This window comes from Streptomyces purpurogeneiscleroticus, from assembly GCF_020024005.1.
Classification (GTDB): Bacteria; Actinomycetota; Actinomycetes; order Streptomycetales; family Streptomycetaceae; genus Streptomyces; species Streptomyces purpurogeneiscleroticus.
Genome location: NZ_NHSG01000393.1, coordinates 17,922 through 39,560, shown reverse-complemented (window position 1 = coordinate 39,560; position 21,639 = coordinate 17,922). Strand labels below are relative to the sequence as shown.

Sequence of the window (21,639 nt, the reverse complement as noted above, 5' to 3'; positions counted from 1 at the left end):
TGATAGGCGCCGCTTATTGGGCTGCGGAATTGCCGGGGAGTCGCTCCAGGGCGGCGGCGAGGTCGGTCTGCCGGGCGATCTCCATCAGGGCGCGGGCCATGACGGAATCCGGCTCGCGGGCGGTCGTCACCAGCCCGATGGGGACCGAACGGGTGGGTTCGACCAGCGGTACGGCGCGCATGCCGGGCGGAATACCGAAGACGTGCAGCCAGGCGTGCGGCACGATGCTGGCCCACCGGCCCGTCCTGACGTGCGCGAAGAGCGCGGCCACCGAGTCGGTCTCCACGCGGGGCGTCGGCCGCACCCCGGCCTCGGCGAACAGCTCGTCCAGCACCCTGCGCCCCTGCATGGTCCCGGTCAGCAGGCACAGTGGCAGCCGCGACGCCTCCGCCCAGGTCGCCGTCGTCCGACGGCCCAGATTGTCGGCCGCGGAGGTCAGCAGTACATACCGTTCCTGGTACAGCGGAACCGTCCGGAAATTCTCCGGATTCTCGGAGATGCCCTCGCGCAGATAACTGATGGCGGCATCGATTTCGAAATTCTGCAGCCGCCGGAGAATGTCCGCCGACCGGAGGTCCGCCTGGACATCCACGGTGACCAGCGGGTGCGCCGCGCAGAACGGGTCGATGAGCAGGGAGACGGCGCCGGTCGCGGTCGGGACGGCGCCGATCCGTATCCGCCCGCTCAGTCCGGTGCGCAGCGCGCCGACCTCGTCCTTGAGGGCGTCACGGTCGGCGAGGATGCGCTGCGCCCACACCACGATGCGCTCGCCCTCCGGCGTGAGCCCCTCATAGGTACGGCCGCGCCGGACCAGCGGCACGTCCAGCTCCTCCTCCAGCTTCCGGATCGCCTCCGAGAGCGCGGGCTGGGAGACGTAGCACGCCTGGGCGGCACGCGCGAAATGGCGCTCTCGGGAGAGCGCCACCAGATATTCGAGTTGGCGAAACAGCACGTCAAGGGTCTACCCGACGGCCCGCTGGAACGCCAGTCGGGACGGCGGGTGAGCCGGTCGCCCGCCTCGGAGTGCCGGACGGTGCGAGTAGAGTTTCCGGAGGAGGGCGGTACACGCTGCCCTCCTTTGCCGTGTCCGGGCCGATGCCGCCCCCGGCGAAAATCTTGTGCCCGAGCATGACAGGTTCTGCGTTGTTGTCTTTTTTCCCGTCCGCTTTTCCGTCCGCGGCCGGCCGCCCCGCCTGGCTGGCCTCGCCCAAGGTCTTCCGTACCGAGGTCCTGGCCGGTCTGGTCGTCGGTCTGGCCCTGATCCCCGAGGCGATCTCCTTCTCGGTGATCGCCGGGGTCGACCCGAAGGTGGGACTGTTCGCCGCCTGCGTCATGGCGATGGTGATCGCCTTCGTCGGCGGCCGCCCGGCCATGATCTCCGCCTCCACCGGTGCCGTCGCCCTGGTCGTCGCTCCCGTCGCCCGCGAGCACGGGCTGGGTTACCTGCTCGCCACCGCCGTCCTCGCCGGCGTCTTCCAGATTGCCCTCGGCGTCCTCGGCGTGGCCAAGCTGATGCGGTTCGTGCCGCGCTCGGTGATGGTCGGCTTCGTCAACGCGCTCGGCATCCTGCTCTTCGCGGCCCAGATCCCCAACCTCCGCGACGTGCCGTGGGCGGTCTACCCGCTGGTCGTCGCCGGGCTGGCGCTGATGATCTTCTTCCCGAGGCTCACCAAGGCCGTGCCCGCGCCGCTGGTCTCCATCGTCATCCTCACGGTCATCACCGTGGCGGCCGGCATCGCGGTCCCCACCGTCGGCGACAAGGGCAAGCTGCCGTCCTCACTGCCCGTACCGGGACTGCCGGACGTACCGTTCACCCTCCACACCCTGACCGTCATCGCCCCCTACGCGCTGGCGATGGCCCTGGTGGGGCTCATGGAGTCGCTGATGACGGCGAAGCTGGTGGACGAGATCACCGACACCCGCTCCAACAAGACCCGCGAGTCCATCGGCCAGGGCATCGCCAACATCACCGCCGGCTTCTTCGGCGGCATGGGCGGCTGCGCCATGATCGGCCAGACGATGATCAACGTGAAGAACGGCGCCCGTACGCGTCTGTCGACGTTCCTGGCCGGGTTCTTCCTGCTGATCCTGTGCATCGTCCTCGGGCCGGTCGTCTCCGAAATCCCGATGGCCGCGCTGGTCGCGGTGATGGTGCTGGTCTCGGTCGGCACCTTCGACTGGCACTCGGTCAAGCCCGCCACGCTCAAGCGGATGCCGATCGGCGAGACCACCGTCATGGTGATCACGGTCATCGTCGTGGTCGCCACCGACAACCTCTCCATCGGTGTCGTCGTCGGCACCCTCACCGCCATGGTGATCTTTGCCCGGCGCGTGGCCCACCTCGCCCACGTCACCTCGGTCACCGACCCCGACGGCACCCAGGTCGTGTACTCCGTCACCGGCGAGCTCTTCTTCGCCTCCTCCAACGACCTGGTCACGCAGTTCGACTACGCCGGCGACCCGGACCACGTGGTGATCGACCTGACCGCCGCCCACGTCTGGGACGCCTCCTCCGTCGCCGCACTGGACGCGGTCGAGACCAAGTACACCCAGCGCGGCAAGACCGTCGAGATCATCGGCCTGAACGAGCCCAGCGCCCGCCTGCACAAGACGCTGAGCGGGGAACTGGCCGACAGCCACTGACCGGACCAGTGCCGGTCATTTCCGGCGCACGTCGTCGCTCACCGCGTCTCCTGCGGGGCGATCTCGGCGATCAGGTCCGCCACCCGGCGCTTGATCTCATCGCGGATCGGACGTACGGCTTCGACGCCCTGGCCTGCCGGGTCGTCCAGCTTCCAGTCCAGGTAGCGCTTGCCGGGAAAGACGGGGCAGGCGTCGCCGCAGCCCATCGTGATGCACACGTCGGACGCCTGGACGGCGTCGACGGTCAGGACCTTGGGCCGCTGCGCGGACATGTCGATGCCGACCTCGCGCATGGCCTCGACGGCGGCGGGGTTGACCCGGTCGGCGGGGGCGGAGCCGGCGGAACGTACCTCGATACGGTCCCCGGCCAGGTGGGACAGCCATGCGGCGGCCATTTGGGAGCGCCCGGCGTTGTGGACGCACACGAACAGAACGGAGGGCTTCTCGGGCATCGGGGACCTTCTCATCAGTGGCCAATGGCATCAGTGAAAACTGATGTGAAAGTATCAGTCCATGATGACGTCAGCCAATGCTGAACTGATCAGGGTCCTCGCCGACCCGCTCAGGCTTCGGATCGTGTCCCTCCTCGCCCACGAGACCCTGTGCACGACGCACCTGGTGGCGGAGACCGGGGCCCGGCAGACGAATCTCTCCAACCACCTCCGTGTCCTGCGCGAGGCGGGTGTGGTGGAGACCGAGCCGTGCGGCCGCTTCACCTACTACAAGCTGCGCCCCGCGGCGTTGGAGTCCCTGGGTGCGATGTTCGGCGAGCTGGCCGCCACCGCGCGTACGACGATCGAGACCGACCGAAAGCGAGCCTGCTGATGACCGCGACCGAATCCGGCACCACCTCACCCCCGACCGGTGAGGATGCCTCGATCGTCGCCAAGCTCTCCACGCTCGACCGCTTCCTGGCGCTGTGGATCCTCCTCGCGATGGCCGTCGGTCTCGGCCTGGGGCGCCTGATCCCCGGCCTGAACAGTGCGCTGAGCAAGGTCGAGGTCGGCGGCATCTCGCTGCCGATCGCCCTCGGCCTGCTGGTCATGATGTACCCGGTCCTCGCCAAGGTCCGTTACGACAAGCTGGACGCCGTCACCGGTGACCGCAAGCTGATGATCTCGTCCCTGGTCATCAACTGGCTCGTCGGGCCCGCCGTGATGTTCGCGCTGGCGTGGATCTTCCTGCCCGACCTCCCCGAGTACCGGACCGGCCTGATCATCGTCGGGCTGGCCCGCTGCATCGCCATGGTCATCATCTGGAACGACCTGGCCTGCGGCGACCGTGAGGCCGCCGCCGTCCTCGTCGCCCTGAACTCGGTCTTCCAGGTCATCGCGTTCGGCCTGCTCGGCTGGTTCTACCTCGACCTGCTGCCCCAGTGGCTCGGGCTCGGGAACGGCCAGGGCCTGGACGTCCCGGTCTGGCACATCGCCCTGAACGTGATCGTCTTCCTCGGCATCCCGCTGCTCGCCGGCTTCCTCACCCGCCGCATCGGCGAGAACAAGCTCGGCCGCGAGCGCTACGAGTCGACGTTCCTGCCGAAGATCGGCCCCTGGGCGCTGTACGGCCTGCTCTTCACGATCGTCATCCTCTTCGCCCTGCAAGGAAAGACGATCACCACGCAGCCCCTGGACGTCGCCCGGATCGCCCTGCCGCTGCTGGTCTACTTCGCCGTGATGTGGGCCGGTACCTTCCTGCTCGGCAAGGGCATCGGCCTGGCGTACGACCGCACCGCCACCCTCGCCTTCACCGCCGCCGGCAACAACTTCGAACTGGCCATCGCGGTCGCCATCGCCACCTTCGGCGTCACCTCCGGCCAGGCCCTGTCCGGTGTCGTGGGCCCGCTCATCGAGGTGCCGGTACTGGTGGCACTGGTGTACGTCTCGCTGGCCTGGCGCAAGAAGTTCACCACGCGCTGACGCACTCGCCTCAGGCGCTGTACCGCCCCAGCGTCTGCCCCATCGCGGCCAACACCGAGGGCTCGACGCGGTAGTACACCCACGTCCCCCGCCGCTCCGAAGCGAGCAGGCCGGCTTCCCTGAGCTTCTTCAGGTGGTGGGAGACGGTGGGCTGGGAGACGCCGACATCGGAGATGTCGCACACGCATGCCTCGCCGCCCTCGTGCGAGGCGACCAGCGAGAAGAGCCGGAGCCGTACCGGATCGCCGAGGGCCTTGAACATCTTGGCGGTCCGCTCCGCCTCTTCCGCGGTCAGCGGGCGCTCGGTGAGCGGCGGGCAGCACGGCGCCGCGGTCTCCGGCTCCAGCATCGGCAGGCTTTCGGAATTCGACATGTGTCTATGTTGACACGTGTCGAATCCGATGGCCATGCTGGCAGTGCAACCCATCGACGGATGTCGAATCAGGGGAATCGAAGGAGTCGTCGTCGTGAACGCACCCACCACCACCGGACTTCCTGTCGTGGTCGTCGGGGCCGGTCCCATCGGCCTGGCAGCTGCCGCGCACCTCATCGAGCGCGGCCTCACCCCGCTGGTTCTGGAGGCCGGGCCGTCCGCGGGTACCGCCGTCCGGGAGTGGGCGCACGTACGGCTGTTCTCGCCCTGGGCCGAGGTCGTCGACCCTGCCGCCGAGAAGCTGCTGGCCCCGACGGGCTGGGTCCGGCCGGCCGGCGAGACCTACCCTTCGGGCGCGGACTGGGCCGAGCGGTACCTCCAGCCGCTGGCCGGCGTCCTCGGTGACAAGGTCCGCTTCGGCGTCCGCGTCACCGGCGTCTCCCGCGTCGGCCGCGACCGCGTGGTCGACGCCGGCCGGGAGGACCAGCCCTTCGCGGTCCACCTCCGGCACGCCGACGGCACCGAGGAGCGGCTGACGGCCCACGCGGTGATCGACGCCTCCGGTACCTGGTCCACGCCCGGCCCGCTGGGCGGCGACGGCCTCCCCGCCCTCGGCGAACACACTGCCGCCGACCGCATCTCCTACCGCGTCCCCGACCTCAAGAACCCGGCCGTCCGCGCCCGTTACGCGGGCAAGCGCACCGCCGTGATCGGCTCCGGCGCCTCGGCCTTCACCGCCCTCGCCTACCTTGCCGACCTCGCCAAGGAGGCCCCGGGCACGCACACCACCTGGGTCCTGCGGCGCGGCATCAGCGGCAGCACATTCGGCGGCGGCGAGGCCGACCAGCTCCCGGCCCGCGGCGCGCTGGGTCTGCGCGCCAAGGCCGCCGTGGACGACGGGTACGCCGACGCCGTCACCGGCTTCCGTACCACCGCCGTCGAGCCGGACGGCGAGCGGCTCGTCCTGGTCGCCGAGGACGGCCGCCGCCTCGACCCGGTGGACGAGGTCATCACCCTCACCGGCTTCCGCCCCGACCTGAGCTTCCTGGTCGAACTCCGCCTCGGCCTCGACGAACGCCTCCAGGCCCCCGTCGAGCTCGCCCCGCTGATCGACCCCAACGTGCACTCCTGCGGCACCGTCTACCCGCACGGCGTCAAGGAGCTCTCCCACCCCGAGCGGGGCATCTACCTCGTGGGCATGAAGAGCTACGGGCGTGCCCCGACGTTCCTCGCGATGACCGGATACGAGCAGGTCCGCTCCATCGCCGCCGCCCTGGCCGGTGACCAGGAGGCCGCCGAGCGCGTGGAGCTCACCCTCCCGGAGACCGGCGTCTGCGGGGGAGCGGGCCTCTTCGACGCCCCGGAGGCCGCCGAGGCGGACCGGTCCGGCGGGGCGTGCTGCGCCGCCCCGGCCACCCTCCAGATCGGAGTCGGCGCGCCCGCTCCCTCCGGAGGCTGCTGACGCCACCGGGGCGCCGCCCGGTTAGCCTCGAACCATGGCGGCACGGGACCGGGAGCTGGGTGAGACCCAGCGCGCGCACTGGCAGAGTACGTACAGTGCCCACCCCGGCATGTACGGCGACCAGCCCTCCGCGTCCGCCGTGCACGCCGCCGGTGTCTTTCGCGCCGCCGGAGCCGGTGACGTGCTGGAACTCGGCTGCGGGCACGGCCGCGACGCGCTGTACTTCGCATGGTGCGGCTTCACCGTGCAGGCGACCGACTTCAGCTCGGTCGGGCTCCAGCAGCTGCGTGCCGCTGCCGCGGCCGCCGGGCTCGACGGCAAGGTCACAACGGCGGTCCACGACGTACGTGATCCGTTGCCGTTGCCGGCTTCCTCGGTGGATGCGGTGTTCGCGCACATGCTGCTGTGCATGGCCCTGTCCACCCAGGAGATCCACGCGGTGGTCGGCGAGATCCGTCGCGTGCTGCGGCCGGGCGGGACGCTCGTGTACACCGCCCGGCACACCGGCGACGCCCACTACGGCACCGGCATCGCCCACGGTGACGACATCTTCGAGCACGGCGGCTTCGCCGTGCATTTCTTCCCGCGCGACCTGGTCGACGTCCTCGCCGAGGGCTGGGAGCTGAACGAAGTCCACACCTTCGAGGAAGGCGAACTGCCCCGCCGCCTGTGGCGCGTCACGCAGACCGTGCCCCGAGCCTGAACGCTGCGCCCGGCTGCCGCCCGCCGAGCGGCCTCGCCCTTGAAGGGGCTGCGTAGGTGATAGTCGCGTCATTTCACATGGCGATTTTCGTTGCGCGATACGCAACTCATGGACTGTCGTCCGTTCTTTGTTTGAGCGCCTTGACAGGGGTTCAGGGGGCCCGCAGACTCGTTGCGTAAGGCGCAGCCTGTTTCTTCATACGCAACGTATGCAACGAGGTGCCATGATGATTCCCGCAGGTCGTCTCGCCGACATCCCGCGAGGCGAGTCCTACCGGCTCGAGACCGACCCGCCCGTCGCGGTGTTCCACACCGAGGACGGCGAGGTCTATGCGATCGACGACACCTGCACCCATCAGGACGCCTCGTTGTCCGACGGCTGGCTGGAGGGGTGCGCGGTCGAATGTCCGCTGCACGCCTCGACGTTCGATCTGCGTACAGGCAAGGTGGACGGCCCGCCGGCCAGGCTCCCCGTGCGCACGCACCAGGTCCTCATCGAGGACGGCATGGTCTACGTCGCACTGTCCGACGCCCCGCCGAACCTGCCGCCGTCCTGCGTCGCCGCGCGCCTGGCAGGAGGGGTGGTGGCATGAAGACGGTCGCCGTCGTCGGTGCCTCGCTTGCCGGACTCTTCGCTGCCCGGTCGCTGCGCAAGCAGGGCTATGACGGGCGCCTCGTCCTCATCGGGGAGGAGACCCACCGGCCCTACGACAGACCGCCGCTGTCGAAGGAGTTCCTCACCGGAAAGGTGGATGAGGGCGAGCTCGCCCTTGAGGCGGAGGGTGAGGACCTCGACGCCGAGTGGGTTCTCGGGACGCGGGCCGTCGGTCTGGAGACCCGGGAGCGCGCGGTACGGCTCGCCGACGAGAGGGTCGTGCGTGCGGACGGTGTCGTGATCGCCACGGGGGCCGCCGCGCGAAGGCTGCCCGGTAGCGAGGGCCTGGCAGGCGTGCATGTACTGCGTACGCTCGACGATGCCCGTGCGCTGCGGGACGACCTGGCACACGGTGGCCGGCTGGTCGTCGTGGGCGGGGGATTCGTCGGTGCCGAAGTGGCCTCGACCGCCGCCGTGATGGGCCTGGACGTGACGTTCGTTGTGGCCGGGCCCACGCCGCTCGCCGGTCCGCTGGGGACGGAAATGGCCTCAGCCGTATCGGAGTTGCATGCCGATCACGGCGTTCGTCTGGTGTGCGGCACCGGCGTGCGAGGGGTGACCGGGAAGCCGGGGGAGCGGGTGGAGGCGGTCGTGCTCGACGACGGCCGCAGCCTGCCGGCCGACATCGTCGTGGTGGGCATCGGCGCGAATCCCTGCACCGACTGGCTGGAGGGGTCGGGCGTTGCGCTCGACAACGGCGTGCGGTGCGGGGCCGACGGCATCACGAGTGTGCCGGGCGTCGTCGCGGTCGGTGACTGCGCGGCCTGGTACGACCCGGCTTTCGGCACCCATCGCCGGATCGAGCACTGGACCGGCGCCAAGGAGCGCCCGGCGGCGGCCGTGGCCGCCCTGCTGTCCGGTGGCACCGCCCCCGCCGGACCGCCCCGCCCGCCGTACTTCTGGTCCGACCAGTACGGAGTGAAGATCCAGTTCGCCGGGCACGCGGCGCGGGCCGACAGTGTGACCGTCGAGGACGGCAGCCCGGCCGACCGCAGCTTCCTCGCGGTCTACCGGCGCGCCGGGGAGCCGGTTGGCGTACTGGGCGTGGATCGCACCAAGCTCTTCACGCGCTGGCGCCGGCAGCTCGCCACCGCGGTGGCGCAGGGCGGCACCGCATGAGCACCGCAACACGGCCGAGCCAGGGCGCCCCCGCGCTGTATCCGCACGGGCTCCCTCGACCCGCCCGGACGCTGGTCATGGGCATTGTGAATGTCACGCCCGACTCGTTCTCCGACGGCGGGCGGTGGTACGGCTCCGAGCAGGCCGTCGCGCACGGACTCGCGCTGCTCGACGAGGGCGCGGACATCCTGGACGTGGGCGGTGAGTCGACCCGTCCCGGTGCGCTGCGTCCGTCACCCGAGGAGGAGCTGCGGCGCGTGCTGCCCGTCGTCCGCGAGCTCGCTGCCACCGGCGTGCCCGTCAGTGTCGACACCATGCGGGCCGAGGTGGCCGCTCGCGCCATCGAGGCCGGCGCGACGCTGGTCAACGATGTCTCGGGCGGTCTCGCCGATCCCGCGATGCTGCCGCTGATGGCGCGGGCCGGGCTGCCGTACGTGGCCATGCACTGGCGCGGGCACTCCGCCGGCATGCAGGCCAACGCCGTGTACGACGATGTGGTCGCCGATGTGGTGGACGAGTTGCGGTTGCGGGTCGAGGCGGCGCTGCACGCCGGCATCCGGCCGGAGTGCATCGTCCTGGATCCGGGGCTGGGGTTCGCCAAGTCCCCTGAACACAACTGGGAGTTGCTGGGGCGGCTGCGGGAGGTTGTCGGGCTCGGTCATCCGGTACTCGTGGGCGCGGCCCGCAAGTCCTTCCTGGGGCAGCTGCTCACGGACCCGGCGACGGGCCTGCCCCGCCCGGCGGACCAGCGGGACGCGGCCACTTCCGCGGTGTCCGTCCTGGCCGCCACGCAGGGGGCCTGGTGCGTGCGTGTGCACGACGTCGCCTCGACGGCCGACGCGGTGCGGGTGACTGCCCGCTGGGGTCTGGCGGCCTTCTAGCCCGGATACCCCAGGCGCCGGCTGAGCTCCTCCGCCCCTGCGACCAGGGCCGGTGCGAGCTCGTGCATGCGTTCCTCGGTGAAGCGGAAGGCCGGTCCCGAGGCGGTCAGTGCCGCGACGGTTTCGCCGTCGCGCGAGCGGACCGGAGCGGCCACGGCGTTCAGGCCCTCCTCGTACTCCTCCATTGTGATGGCATAGCCCTGCTCCCGGGTCTCGGCCAGCGCTGCTTCCAGCTTCTTCCTGGACGTCAGCGTGCGGGGCGTCATGCGCGCGAGCCGGGTCTCGGCGAGGAGCGCGCGCCGGCGCTCGGGGGAGAGGTGGGCCAGCAGGACCTTGCCGCTCGATGTGCAGTGCGGCGGCGTCAGCCGTCCGACCCAGTTCTGCGCGGTGATGGCCGACGGGCCGCGCACCTGGTCGAGGTTGATCACGTAGTGGGACTCGAGCACGGCGATGTTCATCGTCTCGCCCAGTTTTCCGGCGAGGCGCTCGCAGATCTTCCGACCGTGCTTGGTGATGTCGATGCGTGCTGTCACCGCGCCGGCCAGGCGCACGATGCCGAAGCCGAGCCGGTACTTCCCGCGCTCGCTCTCCTGCTCGACCATCCCGCGCGCTTCCAGGGCACCGAGCAGTCGGAACGCGGTGGACTTGTGCACACCGAGCGCCGCGGCCACGTCACTCACGCCGGCCTCGCCGTGTTGGGCCAGTAGCTCCAGCACGGAGACAGCCCGGTCGACGGACTGCACTCCGCCGCTGGAAGCGCCCGCGGGCTCAGTGCGGTAGTTGCTCATAACGGAACTATATGGGCCAACGGAAGTGCTGCCCCGGAACGTCCTCGGTGGGTGTCCTGAGAGGGCGCCCCGGAGGTGAAGCTCCCGGTCAGCGAAGGACGACCGTGCGGTTGCCGTTGACCATGATCCGGCTCTCGCTGTGCCACTCCACGGCCCTGGCGAGGACCTGTGCCTCGACGTCGCGGCCCAGGGTGACCAGGGTGTCGGGGCTCTGCGAATGGTCCACGCGGACGACGCCCTGCTCGATGATGGGGCCCTCGTCGAGGTCCGGGGTGACGTAGTGCGCCGTGGCGCCGACGAGCTTGACGCCGCGCTCGTGCGCCTGGTTGTACGGCCGTGCGCCCTTGAAGCTCGGCAGGAACGAGTGGTGAATGTTGATCGCCCGGCCTTCGAGCTGCTTGCACAGATCGTTCGACAGGATCTGCATGTAGCGGGCGAGGACCACCAGGTCGATGTCGAGTTCGTCGACCAGTTCCAGCAGCCGCGCCTCCGCCTCGGGCTTGGTGTCGCGCGTCACGGGGATGTGGTGGAACGGGATCCCGTGGCTCTCCGCGAGCGGTTCGAAGTCCCGGTGGTTGGAGACGATCGCCGGCACCTCGATGTTGAGCGCGCCGGTGCTGCGTCGGAAGAGCAGGTCGTTCAGGCAGTGGCCGAACTTCGACACCATGATCAGCGTGCGGGTCGGGGTCGACGCATCGTGCAGCTGCCAGGAGAACCGGTACGCCTCCGCCACGGGGGCGAAGCCGGAGCGCAGATCGTCCAGCGAGATGTCCGGATCCGGGACGTCGAAGCGCATGCGCAGGAAGAAGTGGCCCTGCAACCGGTCGTCGAACTGCTGGCTCTCCTGGATGTTTCCGGAGTGCTGGACGACGAAGCCGGTGACGGCGTGGACCAGGCCGGAGCGGTCGGGGCACGAGACGGTGAGGATGAACTCGCGATCGGGCTGCGGTCGAGCGGACACGGAGACCTCCCAATGGGTGCGCATTACGCAACAGCGTGTTTGATACGCAACATAGTCCGGACGTGACGGCCTGCGGTCAAGGGCTCTGATCGACCTCGCTGATCAGGGAGTTGCGGCACCGGGCCGACCAAGCACCCGCTCTCCGGCCCGCCGAGCCGCGTGCGCCCGATGCCCCCGGATCACCTCTTGACACGGGTCTGGGTGGACTGCACTGTGTGTTGCGCAACCCGATGCGCGTTGCGCATGAAGCAACTTTTCGATGGGAGGGTGTGGCGATGGCAGGACCGCGCGTGGTCATCATCGGTGCGGGCGTCGTGGGGGCGGCGCTGGCCGACGAGCTGTCCGTCCGGGGCTGGACCGAGGTGACGGTGGTCGACCAGGGGCCCCTGCCGGCCACCGGCGGGTCCTCGTCACACGCTCCGGGCCTGGTGTTCCAGACCAATGCCTCGAAAGCCCTGACGGAGATGGCCCGCTACACGGTGGAGAAGTTCTCCTCGCTGCAGGTGGCCGGGGAGCCGTGCTTCCTGCCGGTGGGCGGGCTGGAGATCGCCACGACGCCGGAACGGCTGGCGGAGCTGCAGCGCCGGCACGGCTGGGTGACGTCGTGGGGTGTCGAGGCGCGGCTGCTGGGCCCCGAGGAGTGCGTCCGGCTGCATCCGCTGGTGAACGCCGAGCGGGTCCTGGGCGGCATGCTGATCCCGACCGACGGCCTGGCGAAGGCGGTACTGGCGGTCGAGGCACAGCTGAAGGCGGCCGAGGACCGCGGAGCGCGCCTCCTGGGCGAGCACGAGGTCCTGGACGTCCGCACCGAGGACGACGGCACCGGCGGTGACCGGGTGACCTCGGTGGTCACCGACCAGGGCGAAATCCCGGCGGACATCGTGGTGTGCTGTGCCGGCATCTGGGGGCCGAAGGTCGCCCGCATGGTCGGCATGGACCTCCCCCTGACCCCGCTCGCCCACCAGTTGGCCTGGACGGGACCGGTGCCGGCGCTGGCGGGCCAGGACGAGGAGGCCGTACGTCCGATCCTGCGCCACCAGGACGCCGATCTCTACTACCGGGACCGCTACGACCGGCTGGGCATCGGCTACTACGGGCACCGCGCGATGCCCGTGTCGGCCGATGACATCGTCTCGGTGAACGAAGCCGAAGAGATGCCCTCCGTCCTGCGCTTCACCCCCGAGGACTTCGCCGACGCCTGGACCGAGACGCAGTCGCTGCTCCCGGCGACGCAGGAGGCCAAGGTCGAGGAAGGTATCAACGGACTGTTCTCCTTCACCACCGACGGAATGCCACTGCTGGGCGAGTCGTCGCAGGTGAAGGGCTTCTGGGTGGCGGAAGCGGTGTGGGTGACCCACTCCGCGGGCGTGGGCCGGGCCGTCGCCGAGTGGCTGGTGGACGGGTACTGCTCCTCGTTCGATCTGCACGAGTGCGACGTCAACCGGTTCGACCCGCACCAGCTGGCCCCCGAGTACGTCCTGGCGCGGGACTGCCAGAACTTCGACGAGGTCTACGACATCCTCCACCCCCTCCAGCCGGCTGGTGCGCCACGACCCCTGCGCACCAGCCCCTTCCTGCCCCGCCAGCAGGAGCTCGGTGCGTACTTCTTGGAAGCATCGGGCTTTGAGCGGCCCCAGTGGTACGCGGCCAATGAGCCCCTGCTGGCGGGGCGGGAGATCCCCACACCGAACGACTGGGCGGCCCGCCACTGGTCGCCGATCGTCGGGGCCGAGGCCCAGGCGACCCGCGAGGGCGTCGCACTGTACGACATGACCGCACTGAAGCGGCTGGAGGTCACCGGCCGCGGCGCCGCGGCCTTCCTGCAGCACCTGACGACGGGGAACATCGACAAGTCGGTGGGCTCGGTCACGTACACACTGCTGCTGGACGTGGACGGCGGGATCCGCAGCGATGTGACGATCGCCCGGCTGGGACGCAACCGCTTCCAGGTCGGCGCGAACGGCGCGCTCGACCTGGACTGGCTCACCCGGCACCTCCCGGCGGACGGCTCCGTGTCGGTGCGCGACATCACCGCCGGCACCTGCTGCATCGGCCTGTGGGGGCCCAAGGCCCGGGAGGTGCTCCAGCCGCTGACCGACGCGGACTTCTCCAACGCCGGGCTGAAGTTCTTCCGCGCGAAGGAGGCGTACATCGGCTCCGTCCCCGTCACCGCGATGCGGCTGTCCTACGTCGGCGAGCTCGGCTGGGAGCTGTACACCACCGCCGACATGGGACTGAAGCTCTGGGACACGCTCTGGGAGGCGGCCCGGCCGTACGGCGGCATCGCGGCAGGCCGGGGCGCGTTCAACAGCCTGCGGCTGGAGAAAGGCTACCGGTCCTTCGGTACCGACATGACGTACGAGCACGACCCGTACGAGGCCGGCGTGGGCTTCGCGGTGAAGATGGACAAGGGCGACTTCATCGGCCGCGAGGCGCTGCTGCGGCGCTCCGAGCGGGTGCAGCGCCGCCTGGCCTGTCTGACCATCGACGACCCCAGTGCCGTGGTCATGGGCAAGGAACCGGTCCTCGACGGGGACTGCGCCGTCGGCTACGTCACCAGCGCCGCGTACGGCTACACGATCGGCAAGGCCATCGCCTACGCCTGGCTGCCCGCCGAACTGGCCACTCGCGGCCGCACCCTGCACATCGGCTACTTCGACCAGGCCATCCCGGCGGTCGTCACCGAGGAACCACTGTTCGACCCGAAGATGCAGCGCCTTCGCGGCTGAGCCGTGCCCATCCAAGAAGGGGAGCGACATGAGCGCAAACATCCTTGACGGCCGCCGCACCGCGGCCGCCATCCGTGCCGAACTCACCACCCGCGTAAAGGCGTTGGCCGAGCGGGGCGTCGTACCGGGCCTCGGCACGGTACTGGTCGGTGACGACCCCGGCAGCCACGCGTACGTGGGCGGCAAGCACCGCGACTGCGCGCAGGTCGGGATCGCCTCGATCCGCCGTGAGCTGCCGGCCGACGCCACCCAGGACCAGGTCGAGGCAGTCATCGACGAACTCAACGCCGACCCGGCCTGCACCGGCTACATCGTCCAACTGCCCCTCCCGCGCGGGCTCGACGCCAACGCCGTACTGGAGCGGATGGACCCGGCGAAGGACGCCGACGGCCTGCACCCGGTCAGCCTGGGGCGCCTGGTCCTCGGCGTCGAGAGCCCGCTGCCCTGCACCCCGCGCGGCATCGTCGAGCTGCTGCGACGCCACGACGTACCGCTCGCCGGCGCCCGGGTCTGCGTGATCGGCCGCGGTGTCACGGTCGGCCGGCCCATCGGCCTGCTGCTCACCCGCAGATCGGAAAACGCAACGGTGACGCTCTGCCACACCGGCACCAAGGGCCTGCCCTGGCATGTCCGCGAGGCGGATGTCGTCGTCGCGGCAGCCGGTTCGCCGGGCCTGATCACTCCGGACATGGTCCGGCCGGGCGCCGCCGTCCTGGACGTCGGCATCACCCGCACGGAAGAGGGCCTGCTCGGTGACGTGCATCCGGACGTCGCGGCCGTCGCCGGTTGGGTGGCCCCGATGCCCGGCGGTGTCGGTCCCATGACGCGGGCGATGCTCCTCGCCAACGTCGTCGAGGCGGCCGAACGCAACGCCGGCCTTCACACCGCCGCATGAAGGCACCCCGGCACCTCCTGACAGCCGACAGCTCACAGCCCCACCCTTTGCGCTTTTTCTCCCCTACCCAAGGCACTTCTCTTCGAGGTGAACCATGACCACGACCGGACTGCCGGAGAGCCTGATCGCGACTCTCCCCGGTGACTACTACACGGACCCGGAGATCTTCCGGCTGGAGCAGGAGCACATCTTTGAATCGATGTGGTTCTGCGCGGCGCGCTCCGCGGACCTGGACAAGCCGGGCGCGTTCAAGACCGTGGATGTCGGGCGCGAGAGCGTCCTGCTGACCCGGTCGCGGGACAACTCCGTCCGGGCCTTCTTCAACGTGTGCCGGCACCGGGGCGCCAAGCTGTGCACGGAGGAGTCCGGCGAGGTGAAGCGGGCGTTCCAATGCCCGTACCACGCCTGGACGTACGACCTCACGGGCAAGCTCGTCGCGGCCCCGAACCTGACGAAGATGCCGGACATCGGCCGGACCGAGTACGGCCTGGCGAACGTGGCGGTGCGCGAGTGGCTCGGCTATGTGTGGGTGTGCCTGGCCGAGAACCCGCCCCCGTTCGAGGAGTCGGTGATCCAGGACGTGGTGGCACGCCTGGGCGACGCCGAGTCGATCAGCGCGTACGACGTGGAGAACCTGGAGCTCGGCAAGCGGATCGTCTACGACGTGCAGGCGAACTGGAAGCTCATCATCGAGAACTTCATGGAGTGCTACCACTGCGCCACGATCCACCCGGAACTGACCGAAGTACTGCCGGAATTCGCCGACGGCTTCGCGGCGCAGTACTACGTGGGTCACGGTGCGGAGTTCGGTGAGGACGTCAAGGGCTTCACCGTTGACGGCTCGGAGGGCCTGGACCGCATTCCGGGTGTCTCCGAGGGCCAGGACCGCCGGTACTACGCGATCACGGTGCGGCCGCAGGTGTTCATCAACCTGGTTCCCGACCACGTCATCTTCCACCGGATGTACCCGGTGGCGGCCGACCGCACGATCGTGGAGTGCGACTGGCTGTACCTCCCGCACGTCGTCGAGAGCGGCAAGGACGTCAGCCGCTCGGTGGAGCTGTTCGACCGGGTCAACCGCCAGGACTTCGACGCCTGCGAGCGCTGCCAGCCGGCGATGAGCTCACGCCTGTACGCCAAGGGCGGCGTCCTGGTCCCGAGCGAGCACCACATCGGTGAGTTCCACGACTGGGTCCAGAACCGCCTCGGCACCTACTGAACCTACTGAGCCCTCCATACCCGCACGGATGCCGGGCGGCGAGCAGCCTCTGCTCACCGCCCGGCAGCTGCCGTCGCGGAGCTGGGTCCTTCTGCGTCCGATTGGTACACCGGCCGCTCGGTCTCATCCGTTACTCCGGGACCGGCGAGACTCTGAGGACGAGCCGCCACCCTGAACGCGAATCCGACGCCCCGTGATCCGAGCCGGGCGGATGACGATCCACTGGTCGCGGCCCTCGCCGGCCCACGGGGTCGTATAGGCGCGTTCGTCCAGCGCGCGGGCTTCGTCGGCGTCGGTGACCAGATGGGCGGTACCGACGACCAGAACGCTCCAGCCCTGGCTGAACGCCTCGTCGATGTGATCGACTTCGAGCGCAGTCTCGTGGCCGGCCGCCGCGGCCGGACCGGACCCCGGAGCGGTCCGGTAGGCGATCAGATCGCCGGCGACGGTGTAGTTGACGGGGAAGATCCCGGGTACGCCGCCCACGGTGACCGCCACCCTCCCGACGCCATGCGTGCCGAGCCTCGCCCGGCATTCGTCGTCGCTGAGTTCCCACACCTCGGGATGGGTGCCGGCCATCCCGAGGCCGGGCGGGAGCTCCCCTGTCCCGCCCGCCAGGTCCGCCACGGAGGTCTCCAGCGCATGGGCCAGGCGCAGCATGAAGGCGATGTCGGGCATGGCCGACCCCTCCTCCACGAACTGGAGGTAGCCCGGTGCGGCACCCGCCCGCGCCGCCACCTGTTCGCGGGTCAGCCCCAACTGCTGCCGACGCAGCGTGGCCCGGCGCCCCAGGTCACTTCGGTCCATTCCCGGCCCGTACCGGGCGCCGGTCTCGTGATTCTCCATCGCGCACGTCCCTTCGTCCCCCGCCGCCAGTGGCGATCACCGGGCCCCAGGACTCCAGTCTGCGGCAGCGCACACGCCCGGCGCATGGGCCGATCGGTCCTCACCAGGGGTGGACCGGCCTTGCCCGGGCTGCCCGGTCCCTCGGCTGAACCGTTCGGCCCTGGAGCTCGCCGGCGAGCAGTGGTGTCATGGAATTGAGCCGGGGGCGACCCTTCGCGTGCCGGGCTTGCGAGGTCGGCCAGGGCCGGCAAGAGGAGTCGGCTGATGAAGGTCTCCACATCGATGAGCTGTCCGGCGGTGACCGTTCCGGCAGAGATGCCGTTGGAGGCGGTCGCCCGGCAGATGGACGAGTACGGGGTCGGTTCCGTGGTGGTGACGGAGCACGGAGCACCATGTGGTGTCGTCACCGACCGTGACCTTGCGGTACGTGCACTGGGCGGCGGTCTGGATCCGGATATGCGGGTGGCTGCAATCATGTCCGCGCCCGTGATCACAGTGCACGCCGACGACGACATCCACCAGGCGTACCGGACTTTCCGCAGGTCCGGGGTCCGTCGACTGCCCGTGCTGGAGGGGCAGCGGGTTGTGGGCATGCTGACCGTGGACGACATGCTCATGGACGTCTTTCAACGCGTGGCGGATCTCCTGGGCCCCGTTGCCTGGAGCGTCCTGGAAGAGCCGCCCGGCCCGCCCTCCGCGGGTGCGCTTCCGGGCGGCCGCCGGGCCGGAGCGCCCCGATGATCAAGCGCCCTCGGCCCCGCGCCGTGCGTGACGCCATGCTCATGGCGTCACGGCTGCTGCGATGCCATCGACGCCTCGATCTCCTTGGCTGTACCGCGTGCCCAGGCCCGTATCCGGTCCATGTCGCGGAAATCCCCGCCCTTCCCCTGCTTGAGGATCATCCGGGCGAGGAAGCCCCGGGCCCCTTCCTTGAGGCAGCCACCGAAGGTGATGTGCTCCCGCGCGTCGAGGTGGGCCGCCGCACGAGCGGCACCGCGGACAGGCGGAATGTCGCGCTCGCCCGCCGAGGGATCCAGCGGACCGCTGCTGAACAGCCACACCGGACGGCCGGCCAGGGCTTTCCGGTGCCGACGGGCGAAACGCACGGCGTCGCGGTGCCAGCGGCCGGCGTAGAGGGCGCCGCCGAGCACCACCGCGTCGTACTCCGTGACATCGCGGACGTCCGCCGCGGGACGCACCTCGCAGCGCGGCCCCGCGGCCCGCAGGGTGTCGGCGATGACGTCGGCGATCTCCGCGGTCGAGCCGTTCTTCGTGCCGTACGCGACGAGAATGTTTGCGGCTCCGGTCATTGCGTACACCTCCGTACAGCTTGCGAGACCCCGTTCTCCAGGAGTCGCGCTGTTTTCTTCGGTTTCTCCGGGAGTCGCGCTGTCTCCAGCCTGCGTCGGATCGGCGGCCGGAGCGCTGGGCCGAAGGGCCCCAGGAAGAGTCTGGGTGGCCCCTGCGCGCTTCTTCCCGGCCTCGGAGCCGAGCGGCCCATGCCACAGTGCCCGTCCGGCCCTCACGGTCATCGGCGCACCGTGCGACGGTGACAGTGCCGAGGCCACTTCACCGATGCGAGTGAGCCACGGAAGAGGAAGGCGGTGAGCAGGATGGAACTGCCCGTGATCGTGGGAGTGGACGGATCGGACAGCAGTTTCCAAGCACTCGACTGGGCTGTGGACGAGGCCGCGCTCCATGGACTTCCGCTGCGGTTGGTCCATGCCTCGAAATGGGAACGCTACGAAGGGCTGACGGCGGCACCACTTGGGGGCCGCCCCCCGGGACGGGTGGTCGCCGACAATATCGCCGGCTCCGCCGCTGAACGTGCTCAGCGCCGCAACCCGGACGTCAAGATCTCGGCAGAAACCTTTGCCGAGGACGCCGTCGGCGCGCTTCTGCGCGAGGGTCACCACGCCTCGGCCCTGATCGTGGGCTCACGGGGCCGCGGTGAACTCGCCGGCCTGCTGCTGGGGTCGGTCGGCCTGGCCGTGGCCGCCCGCGCCACCTGCCCGGTGATCGTCGTACGCGGCGACAAGGCCGCTCTGGCACGGTCGCATGAGCGGATCCTGCTCGGCGTCGGCGACCCGGCCCACGGGCTCGCGGCCGTCCGGTTCGCCTTCCGCGAGGCCGAGGCCCGCGGCTGCGCCCTGGACGCCGTACGTGCCTGGCGCTGCCCCGCCCATGAGACCACCGACCATCCGCTGCTCGCCGGAGAGCCCGAGCGCTACCACGAGGATCGCGCTTCTGCCTACCTCGACGAGGCACTCGGCGAGGCGGTCGGTGACCACCCCGAGGTACGCGTACGCCGTGCCACGGTCGAGGGCCCGGCACACAAGGTGCTGGTGCGGCGCTCCGCCGCCGCGGATCTGCTCGTCGTCGGCGCCCGGCGCCGCCACGGGCATCTCGGCCTCCAGCTCGGCCTGGTGGGGCATGCCGCCCTGCACCACGCCGTCTGTCCCGTGGCCGTCGTCCCCCAGCCGGGCTGACCGGCTCCGTCCTCACCGCCCGAGCCGGGACGCGTGATCGGGGACGTACGTCTGCAGGTCCCTGGGCGGCCGTTGATAGCCCGTCGCCGAGGGGCGTTCGGGCAGCTCCAGCATGGGCGGCAGCACGTCCTGGTACGGAACGGTGGACAGCAGGTGGGCGATCATGTTCACCCGGGCCCGGCGTTTGTCGTCACTCTCGACCACGTACCACGGGGACTCCGTGGTGTCCGTGTCCGCGAACATCTCGTCCTTCGCCCGGGAGTACGCCTCCCACCGCGTGATCGACTCAAGATCCATCGCGGAGATCTTCCAGCGCCGGGTGGGATCCTCCAACCGGCGCCGGAACCGCTGCTGCTGCACCTCATCGCTCACCGAGAACCAGTACTTGCGCAGCAGGATCCCGTCCTCCACCAGCAGCTGCTCGAACACCGGGCACTGGCGGAGAAAGCGGCGGTACTCGTCGGGCGTGCAGAACCCCATCACGTGCTCGACGCCTGCCCTGTTGTACCAGCTCCGGTCGAACAGAACGATCTCCCCAGCGGCGGGCAGGTGCTCCACGTACCGCTGGAAATACCACTGGGTGCGCTCCCGCTCCGTCGGCCGTGGCAGCGCGGCGATCCGCGCGATCCGCGGGTTGAGGCGCTCGACGACCCGCTTGATCGTGCTTCCCTTGCCGGCCGCATCACGCCCCTCGAAGACCACGACGAGCCGAGTGCCTTCAGTACGCACCCACTCCTGCAGCTTCACCAGCTCTGTCTGCAGCCGGTACAGCTCCTGCTCGTACAGCGCCCGCGGCAGCTTTCCGGCCTTCTTCTTTCCCCGGCCTGCTCCCTGTTTCTCCGCCATGCGGCAACGCTACGGAAACTCGCCCTCGCCGTCTTTCTCGCCTCGCTCGAGTCGCCGCTGATTCCCGGAACGGGTCGGTTCCGTCACCGGTCATTCGGGCCGCAGACGGGGCCGACCGGCCCCTGGCACGGGATCGGCCCGTCGCCGAGGGTGGAGGCGTGAGGTGGGCATCCGCCTCCTGCGCCTTCCGTGCGCCGCCTTCACCACACCGAGCAGCTGGAGACCGCCGGTGGCGGGGCCGGAGGCGTATACGTTGATTTCCGCGGACCGGGCAGCAGGGAGACAGCCGACGTGAGCGGTGTGGAGGAGTTCAGGACCGCGCGTCGGCGCGCCCGCGCGGAGCTCGCCCCGTGCCTGCGCGACGTACGAGCCGTGGTGTTCGACACGGACGGTGTGCTCGTCGATTCGGCGAAGCTGCACGCGGCCGCCTGGAAGGAAGCCTTCGACGCGTGTCTGCGGTCCCACCCACCGGATGACCCGGCGCAGCGTCGTCCCTTCGACGAGCGCGAGGACTACCGGCGGTACGTGGACGGGAAGTCGCGGCTGGACGGGGCTCTGGCCTTCCTCGAATCCCGCGGGCTGCGGCTGCCCGAAGGCGAGGTGGGGGAGGAGCCGGGTACGGGGTCGGTGCGGGCCGTGGCGGCGGACAAGGAACGGCGTTTCGTCGCGCGGCTGCACGCCTCGGGAGCGCAGACCTGGCCGGGCACCGTTCGTCTGCTGCGGCAGCTGCGGGCGGCGGGCATTCCCTGTGCCGCGGTGTCGGCTTCCCGGCACGCGCGCGAGCTGCTGGAGAAGGCAGGGCTGACGGGCCTGTTCCGCACTGTCGTGGACGGGCAGGACGCGGCCCGGCTCGGCCTGCGCGGTAAGCCGGACCCGGCGCTCTTCCTCGAAGCCGCCCGGCAGCTGGAGGTCACCGCCGCCACGACAGCCGTGGTGGAGGACGCGCTGGCCGGAGTGGAGGCAGGGCGGCGCGGCGGCTTCGGCGTGGTGGTGGGGGTGGACCGGGCAGCGACGCCGGACAGCGCCCGCGACCTGCGCGAGCACGGTGCCGATGTCGTGGTCGGTGACCTGGCCGAGCTGCTGACCGTGGTAGCCGGAAGCACGGAGGACTGAGG

At 70.2% G+C, this 21,639-nt stretch carries 22 protein-coding genes; 14 read left to right on the top strand and 8 right to left on the bottom strand.

The window, feature by feature from the left end:
- Positions 1 to 13 precede the first annotated feature (13 nt).
- Positions 14 to 952 (bottom strand): LysR family transcriptional regulator, encoded by a 939-nt coding sequence (locus CCS38_RS28910; protein WP_223736287.1) that lies wholly within the window; start codon positions 950 to 952, stop codon positions 14 to 16.
- Between the two features lie 176 nt (positions 953 to 1,128).
- Between CCS38_RS28910 and CCS38_RS28905 the strand changes: the two genes are divergently transcribed.
- Complete coding sequence (locus tag CCS38_RS28905; protein ID WP_223736286.1) at positions 1,129 to 2,643, top strand: SulP family inorganic anion transporter; 1,515 nt, start codon at positions 1,129 to 1,131, stop codon at positions 2,641 to 2,643.
- A 38-nt stretch (positions 2,644 to 2,681) separates the two neighbouring features.
- On the opposite strand, the gene CCS38_RS28900 is transcribed toward CCS38_RS28905, so the two are convergent.
- Positions 2,682 to 3,095: an arsenate reductase ArsC gene (locus CCS38_RS28900; protein WP_223736285.1), complete on the bottom strand. Its 414-nt coding sequence runs from the start codon at positions 3,093 to 3,095 to the stop codon at positions 2,682 to 2,684.
- A 61-nt stretch (positions 3,096 to 3,156) separates the two neighbouring features.
- Between CCS38_RS28900 and CCS38_RS28895 the strand changes: the two genes are divergently transcribed.
- Both CCS38_RS28895 and arsB read left to right on the top strand, forming a co-directional pair.
- Positions 3,157 to 3,468, top strand: coding sequence for an ArsR/SmtB family transcription factor (locus CCS38_RS28895; RefSeq protein WP_223736284.1), 312 nt, complete (start codon positions 3,157 to 3,159; stop codon positions 3,466 to 3,468).
- Positions 3,468 to 4,559, top strand: coding sequence for an ACR3 family arsenite efflux transporter (arsB, locus tag CCS38_RS28890; protein WP_223736283.1), 1,092 nt, complete (start codon positions 3,468 to 3,470; stop codon positions 4,557 to 4,559). The genes CCS38_RS28895 and arsB overlap by 1 nt, the downstream gene beginning before the upstream one ends.
- Before the next feature lie 10 nt (positions 4,560 to 4,569).
- Here arsB and CCS38_RS28885 read toward each other — a convergent pair whose 3' ends face one another.
- Positions 4,570 to 4,932, bottom strand: coding sequence for an ArsR/SmtB family transcription factor (locus CCS38_RS28885; protein WP_223736282.1), 363 nt, complete (start codon positions 4,930 to 4,932; stop codon positions 4,570 to 4,572).
- A 94-nt stretch (positions 4,933 to 5,026) separates the two neighbouring features.
- On the opposite strand from CCS38_RS28885, the gene CCS38_RS28880 reads away from it, so the two are divergent.
- From CCS38_RS28880 to folP, 5 genes are all read left to right on the top strand, one after another.
- On the top strand, positions 5,027 to 6,394 hold the full coding sequence (locus tag CCS38_RS28880) for an NAD(P)-binding domain-containing protein (RefSeq protein WP_223736281.1): 1,368 nt from the start codon (positions 5,027 to 5,029) through the stop codon (positions 6,392 to 6,394).
- Positions 6,395 to 6,428: 34 nt separating this feature from the next.
- Complete coding sequence (locus CCS38_RS28875; protein WP_223736280.1) at positions 6,429 to 7,097, top strand: class I SAM-dependent methyltransferase; 669 nt, start codon at positions 6,429 to 6,431, stop codon at positions 7,095 to 7,097.
- A gap of 223 nt (positions 7,098 to 7,320) precedes the next feature.
- A complete protein-coding gene (locus CCS38_RS28870) occupies positions 7,321 to 7,689 on the top strand; it encodes a bifunctional 3-phenylpropionate/cinnamic acid dioxygenase ferredoxin subunit (protein WP_223736279.1) in 369 nt (122 codons plus the stop codon).
- Positions 7,686 to 8,870 (top strand): NAD(P)/FAD-dependent oxidoreductase, encoded by a 1,185-nt coding sequence (locus CCS38_RS28865; protein ID WP_223736278.1) that lies wholly within the window; start codon positions 7,686 to 7,688, stop codon positions 8,868 to 8,870. The genes CCS38_RS28870 and CCS38_RS28865 overlap by 4 nt, the downstream gene beginning before the upstream one ends.
- A complete protein-coding gene (gene folP, locus CCS38_RS28860) occupies positions 8,867 to 9,751 on the top strand; it encodes a dihydropteroate synthase (RefSeq protein ID WP_372457162.1) in 885 nt (294 codons plus the stop codon). The genes CCS38_RS28865 and folP overlap by 4 nt, the downstream gene beginning before the upstream one ends.
- Here folP and CCS38_RS28855 read toward each other — a convergent pair.
- Complete coding sequence (locus CCS38_RS28855) at positions 9,748 to 10,539, bottom strand: IclR family transcriptional regulator (RefSeq protein ID WP_223736277.1); 792 nt, start codon at positions 10,537 to 10,539, stop codon at positions 9,748 to 9,750. The genes folP and CCS38_RS28855 overlap by 4 nt on opposite strands.
- An 88-nt stretch (positions 10,540 to 10,627) precedes the next feature.
- The gene (gene purU / locus CCS38_RS28850) at positions 10,628 to 11,500 is read right to left on the bottom strand and encodes a formyltetrahydrofolate deformylase (RefSeq protein WP_223736276.1); all 873 of its coding nucleotides are present in this window, start codon (positions 11,498 to 11,500) and stop codon (positions 10,628 to 10,630) included.
- 275 nt (positions 11,501 to 11,775) lie between these two features.
- Between purU and CCS38_RS28845 the strand changes: the two genes are divergently transcribed.
- From CCS38_RS28845 to CCS38_RS28835, 3 genes are all read left to right on the top strand, one after another.
- Positions 11,776 to 14,229 (top strand): GcvT family protein, encoded by a 2,454-nt coding sequence (locus CCS38_RS28845; RefSeq protein WP_223736275.1) that lies wholly within the window; start codon positions 11,776 to 11,778, stop codon positions 14,227 to 14,229.
- Positions 14,230 to 14,257: 28 nt separating this feature from the next.
- Positions 14,258 to 15,124 carry a bifunctional methylenetetrahydrofolate dehydrogenase/methenyltetrahydrofolate cyclohydrolase gene (locus tag CCS38_RS28840; protein ID WP_223736274.1) on the top strand — a complete coding sequence of 289 codons (867 nt, stop codon included), beginning with the start codon at positions 14,258 to 14,260 and terminating at the stop codon, positions 15,122 to 15,124.
- 94 nt (positions 15,125 to 15,218) lie between these two features.
- Positions 15,219 to 16,343 (top strand): aromatic ring-hydroxylating oxygenase subunit alpha, encoded by a 1,125-nt coding sequence (locus CCS38_RS28835; protein WP_223736273.1) that lies wholly within the window; start codon positions 15,219 to 15,221, stop codon positions 16,341 to 16,343.
- Between the two features lie 123 nt (positions 16,344 to 16,466).
- Here the strand turns inward: CCS38_RS28835 and CCS38_RS28830 are convergent, their stop codons facing one another.
- A complete protein-coding gene (locus tag CCS38_RS28830) occupies positions 16,467 to 17,189 on the bottom strand; it encodes a helix-turn-helix domain-containing protein (protein ID WP_223736272.1) in 723 nt (240 codons plus the stop codon).
- Positions 17,190 to 17,453: 264 nt separating this feature from the next.
- Here CCS38_RS28830 and CCS38_RS28825 point away from each other — a divergent pair, with 264 nt between their 5' ends.
- Positions 17,454 to 17,930, top strand: coding sequence for a CBS domain-containing protein (locus tag CCS38_RS28825; RefSeq protein WP_223736271.1), 477 nt, complete (start codon positions 17,454 to 17,456; stop codon positions 17,928 to 17,930).
- A 47-nt stretch (positions 17,931 to 17,977) separates the two neighbouring features.
- On the opposite strand, the gene CCS38_RS28820 is transcribed toward CCS38_RS28825, so the two are convergent.
- Positions 17,978 to 18,499 carry a flavodoxin domain-containing protein gene (locus CCS38_RS28820; protein WP_223736270.1) on the bottom strand — a complete coding sequence of 174 codons (522 nt, stop codon included), beginning with the start codon at positions 18,497 to 18,499 and terminating at the stop codon, positions 17,978 to 17,980.
- Between the two features lie 303 nt (positions 18,500 to 18,802).
- Here CCS38_RS28820 and CCS38_RS28815 point away from each other — a divergent pair, with 303 nt between their 5' ends.
- Positions 18,803 to 19,678 carry a universal stress protein gene (locus CCS38_RS28815; RefSeq protein WP_223736299.1) on the top strand — a complete coding sequence of 292 codons (876 nt, stop codon included), beginning with the start codon at positions 18,803 to 18,805 and terminating at the stop codon, positions 19,676 to 19,678.
- A gap of 12 nt (positions 19,679 to 19,690) precedes the next feature.
- Here CCS38_RS28815 and ppk2 read toward each other — a convergent pair whose 3' ends face one another.
- Positions 19,691 to 20,524: a polyphosphate kinase 2 gene (gene ppk2 / locus CCS38_RS28810; protein WP_223736269.1), complete on the bottom strand. Its 834-nt coding sequence runs from the start codon at positions 20,522 to 20,524 to the stop codon at positions 19,691 to 19,693.
- A gap of 300 nt (positions 20,525 to 20,824) precedes the next feature.
- Between ppk2 and CCS38_RS28805 the strand changes: the two genes are divergently transcribed.
- Positions 20,825 to 21,637, top strand: coding sequence for an HAD family hydrolase (locus CCS38_RS28805; RefSeq protein WP_223736298.1), 813 nt, complete (start codon positions 20,825 to 20,827; stop codon positions 21,635 to 21,637).
- The last annotated feature ends 2 nt before the right edge of the window (positions 21,638 to 21,639 follow it).

What these genes read in the sequence shown, in the direction of transcription:
- CCS38_RS28815 (WP_223736299.1), top strand. Translation starts at nt 18,803, where the DNA reads ATGGAACTGCCCGTGATCGTGGGAGTGGACGGATCGGACAGCAGTTTC.
- CCS38_RS28895 (WP_223736284.1), top strand. Translation starts at nt 3,157, where the DNA reads ATGATGACGTCAGCCAATGCTGAACTGATCAGGGTCCTCGCCGACCCG.
- CCS38_RS28845 (WP_223736275.1), top strand. Translation starts at nt 11,776, where the DNA reads ATGGCAGGACCGCGCGTGGTCATCATCGGTGCGGGCGTCGTGGGGGCG.
- arsB (WP_223736283.1), top strand. Translation starts at nt 3,468, where the DNA reads ATGACCGCGACCGAATCCGGCACCACCTCACCCCCGACCGGTGAGGAT.
- CCS38_RS28835 (WP_223736273.1), top strand. Translation starts at nt 15,219, where the DNA reads ATGACCACGACCGGACTGCCGGAGAGCCTGATCGCGACTCTCCCCGGT.
- CCS38_RS28830 (WP_223736272.1), bottom strand. Translation starts at nt 17,189, where the DNA reads ATGGAGAATCACGAGACCGGCGCCCGGTACGGGCCGGGAATGGACCGA.
- folP (WP_372457162.1), top strand. Translation starts at nt 8,867, where the DNA reads ATGAGCACCGCAACACGGCCGAGCCAGGGCGCCCCCGCGCTGTATCCG.
- CCS38_RS28900 (WP_223736285.1), bottom strand. Translation starts at nt 3,095, where the DNA reads ATGCCCGAGAAGCCCTCCGTTCTGTTCGTGTGCGTCCACAACGCCGGG.
- CCS38_RS28855 (WP_223736277.1), bottom strand. Translation starts at nt 10,539, where the DNA reads ATGAGCAACTACCGCACTGAGCCCGCGGGCGCTTCCAGCGGCGGAGTG.
- CCS38_RS28825 (WP_223736271.1), top strand. Translation starts at nt 17,454, where the DNA reads ATGAAGGTCTCCACATCGATGAGCTGTCCGGCGGTGACCGTTCCGGCA.
- CCS38_RS28840 (WP_223736274.1), top strand. Translation starts at nt 14,258, where the DNA reads ATGAGCGCAAACATCCTTGACGGCCGCCGCACCGCGGCCGCCATCCGT.
- CCS38_RS28820 (WP_223736270.1), bottom strand. Translation starts at nt 18,499, where the DNA reads ATGACCGGAGCCGCAAACATTCTCGTCGCGTACGGCACGAAGAACGGC.
- CCS38_RS28905 (WP_223736286.1), top strand. Translation starts at nt 1,129, where the DNA reads ATGACAGGTTCTGCGTTGTTGTCTTTTTTCCCGTCCGCTTTTCCGTCC.
- CCS38_RS28865 (WP_223736278.1), top strand. Translation starts at nt 7,686, where the DNA reads ATGAAGACGGTCGCCGTCGTCGGTGCCTCGCTTGCCGGACTCTTCGCT.
- CCS38_RS28870 (WP_223736279.1), top strand. Translation starts at nt 7,321, where the DNA reads ATGATGATTCCCGCAGGTCGTCTCGCCGACATCCCGCGAGGCGAGTCC.
- ppk2 (WP_223736269.1), bottom strand. Translation starts at nt 20,524, where the DNA reads ATGGCGGAGAAACAGGGAGCAGGCCGGGGAAAGAAGAAGGCCGGAAAG.
- CCS38_RS28885 (WP_223736282.1), bottom strand. Translation starts at nt 4,932, where the DNA reads ATGTCGAATTCCGAAAGCCTGCCGATGCTGGAGCCGGAGACCGCGGCG.
- CCS38_RS28875 (WP_223736280.1), top strand. Translation starts at nt 6,429, where the DNA reads ATGGCGGCACGGGACCGGGAGCTGGGTGAGACCCAGCGCGCGCACTGG.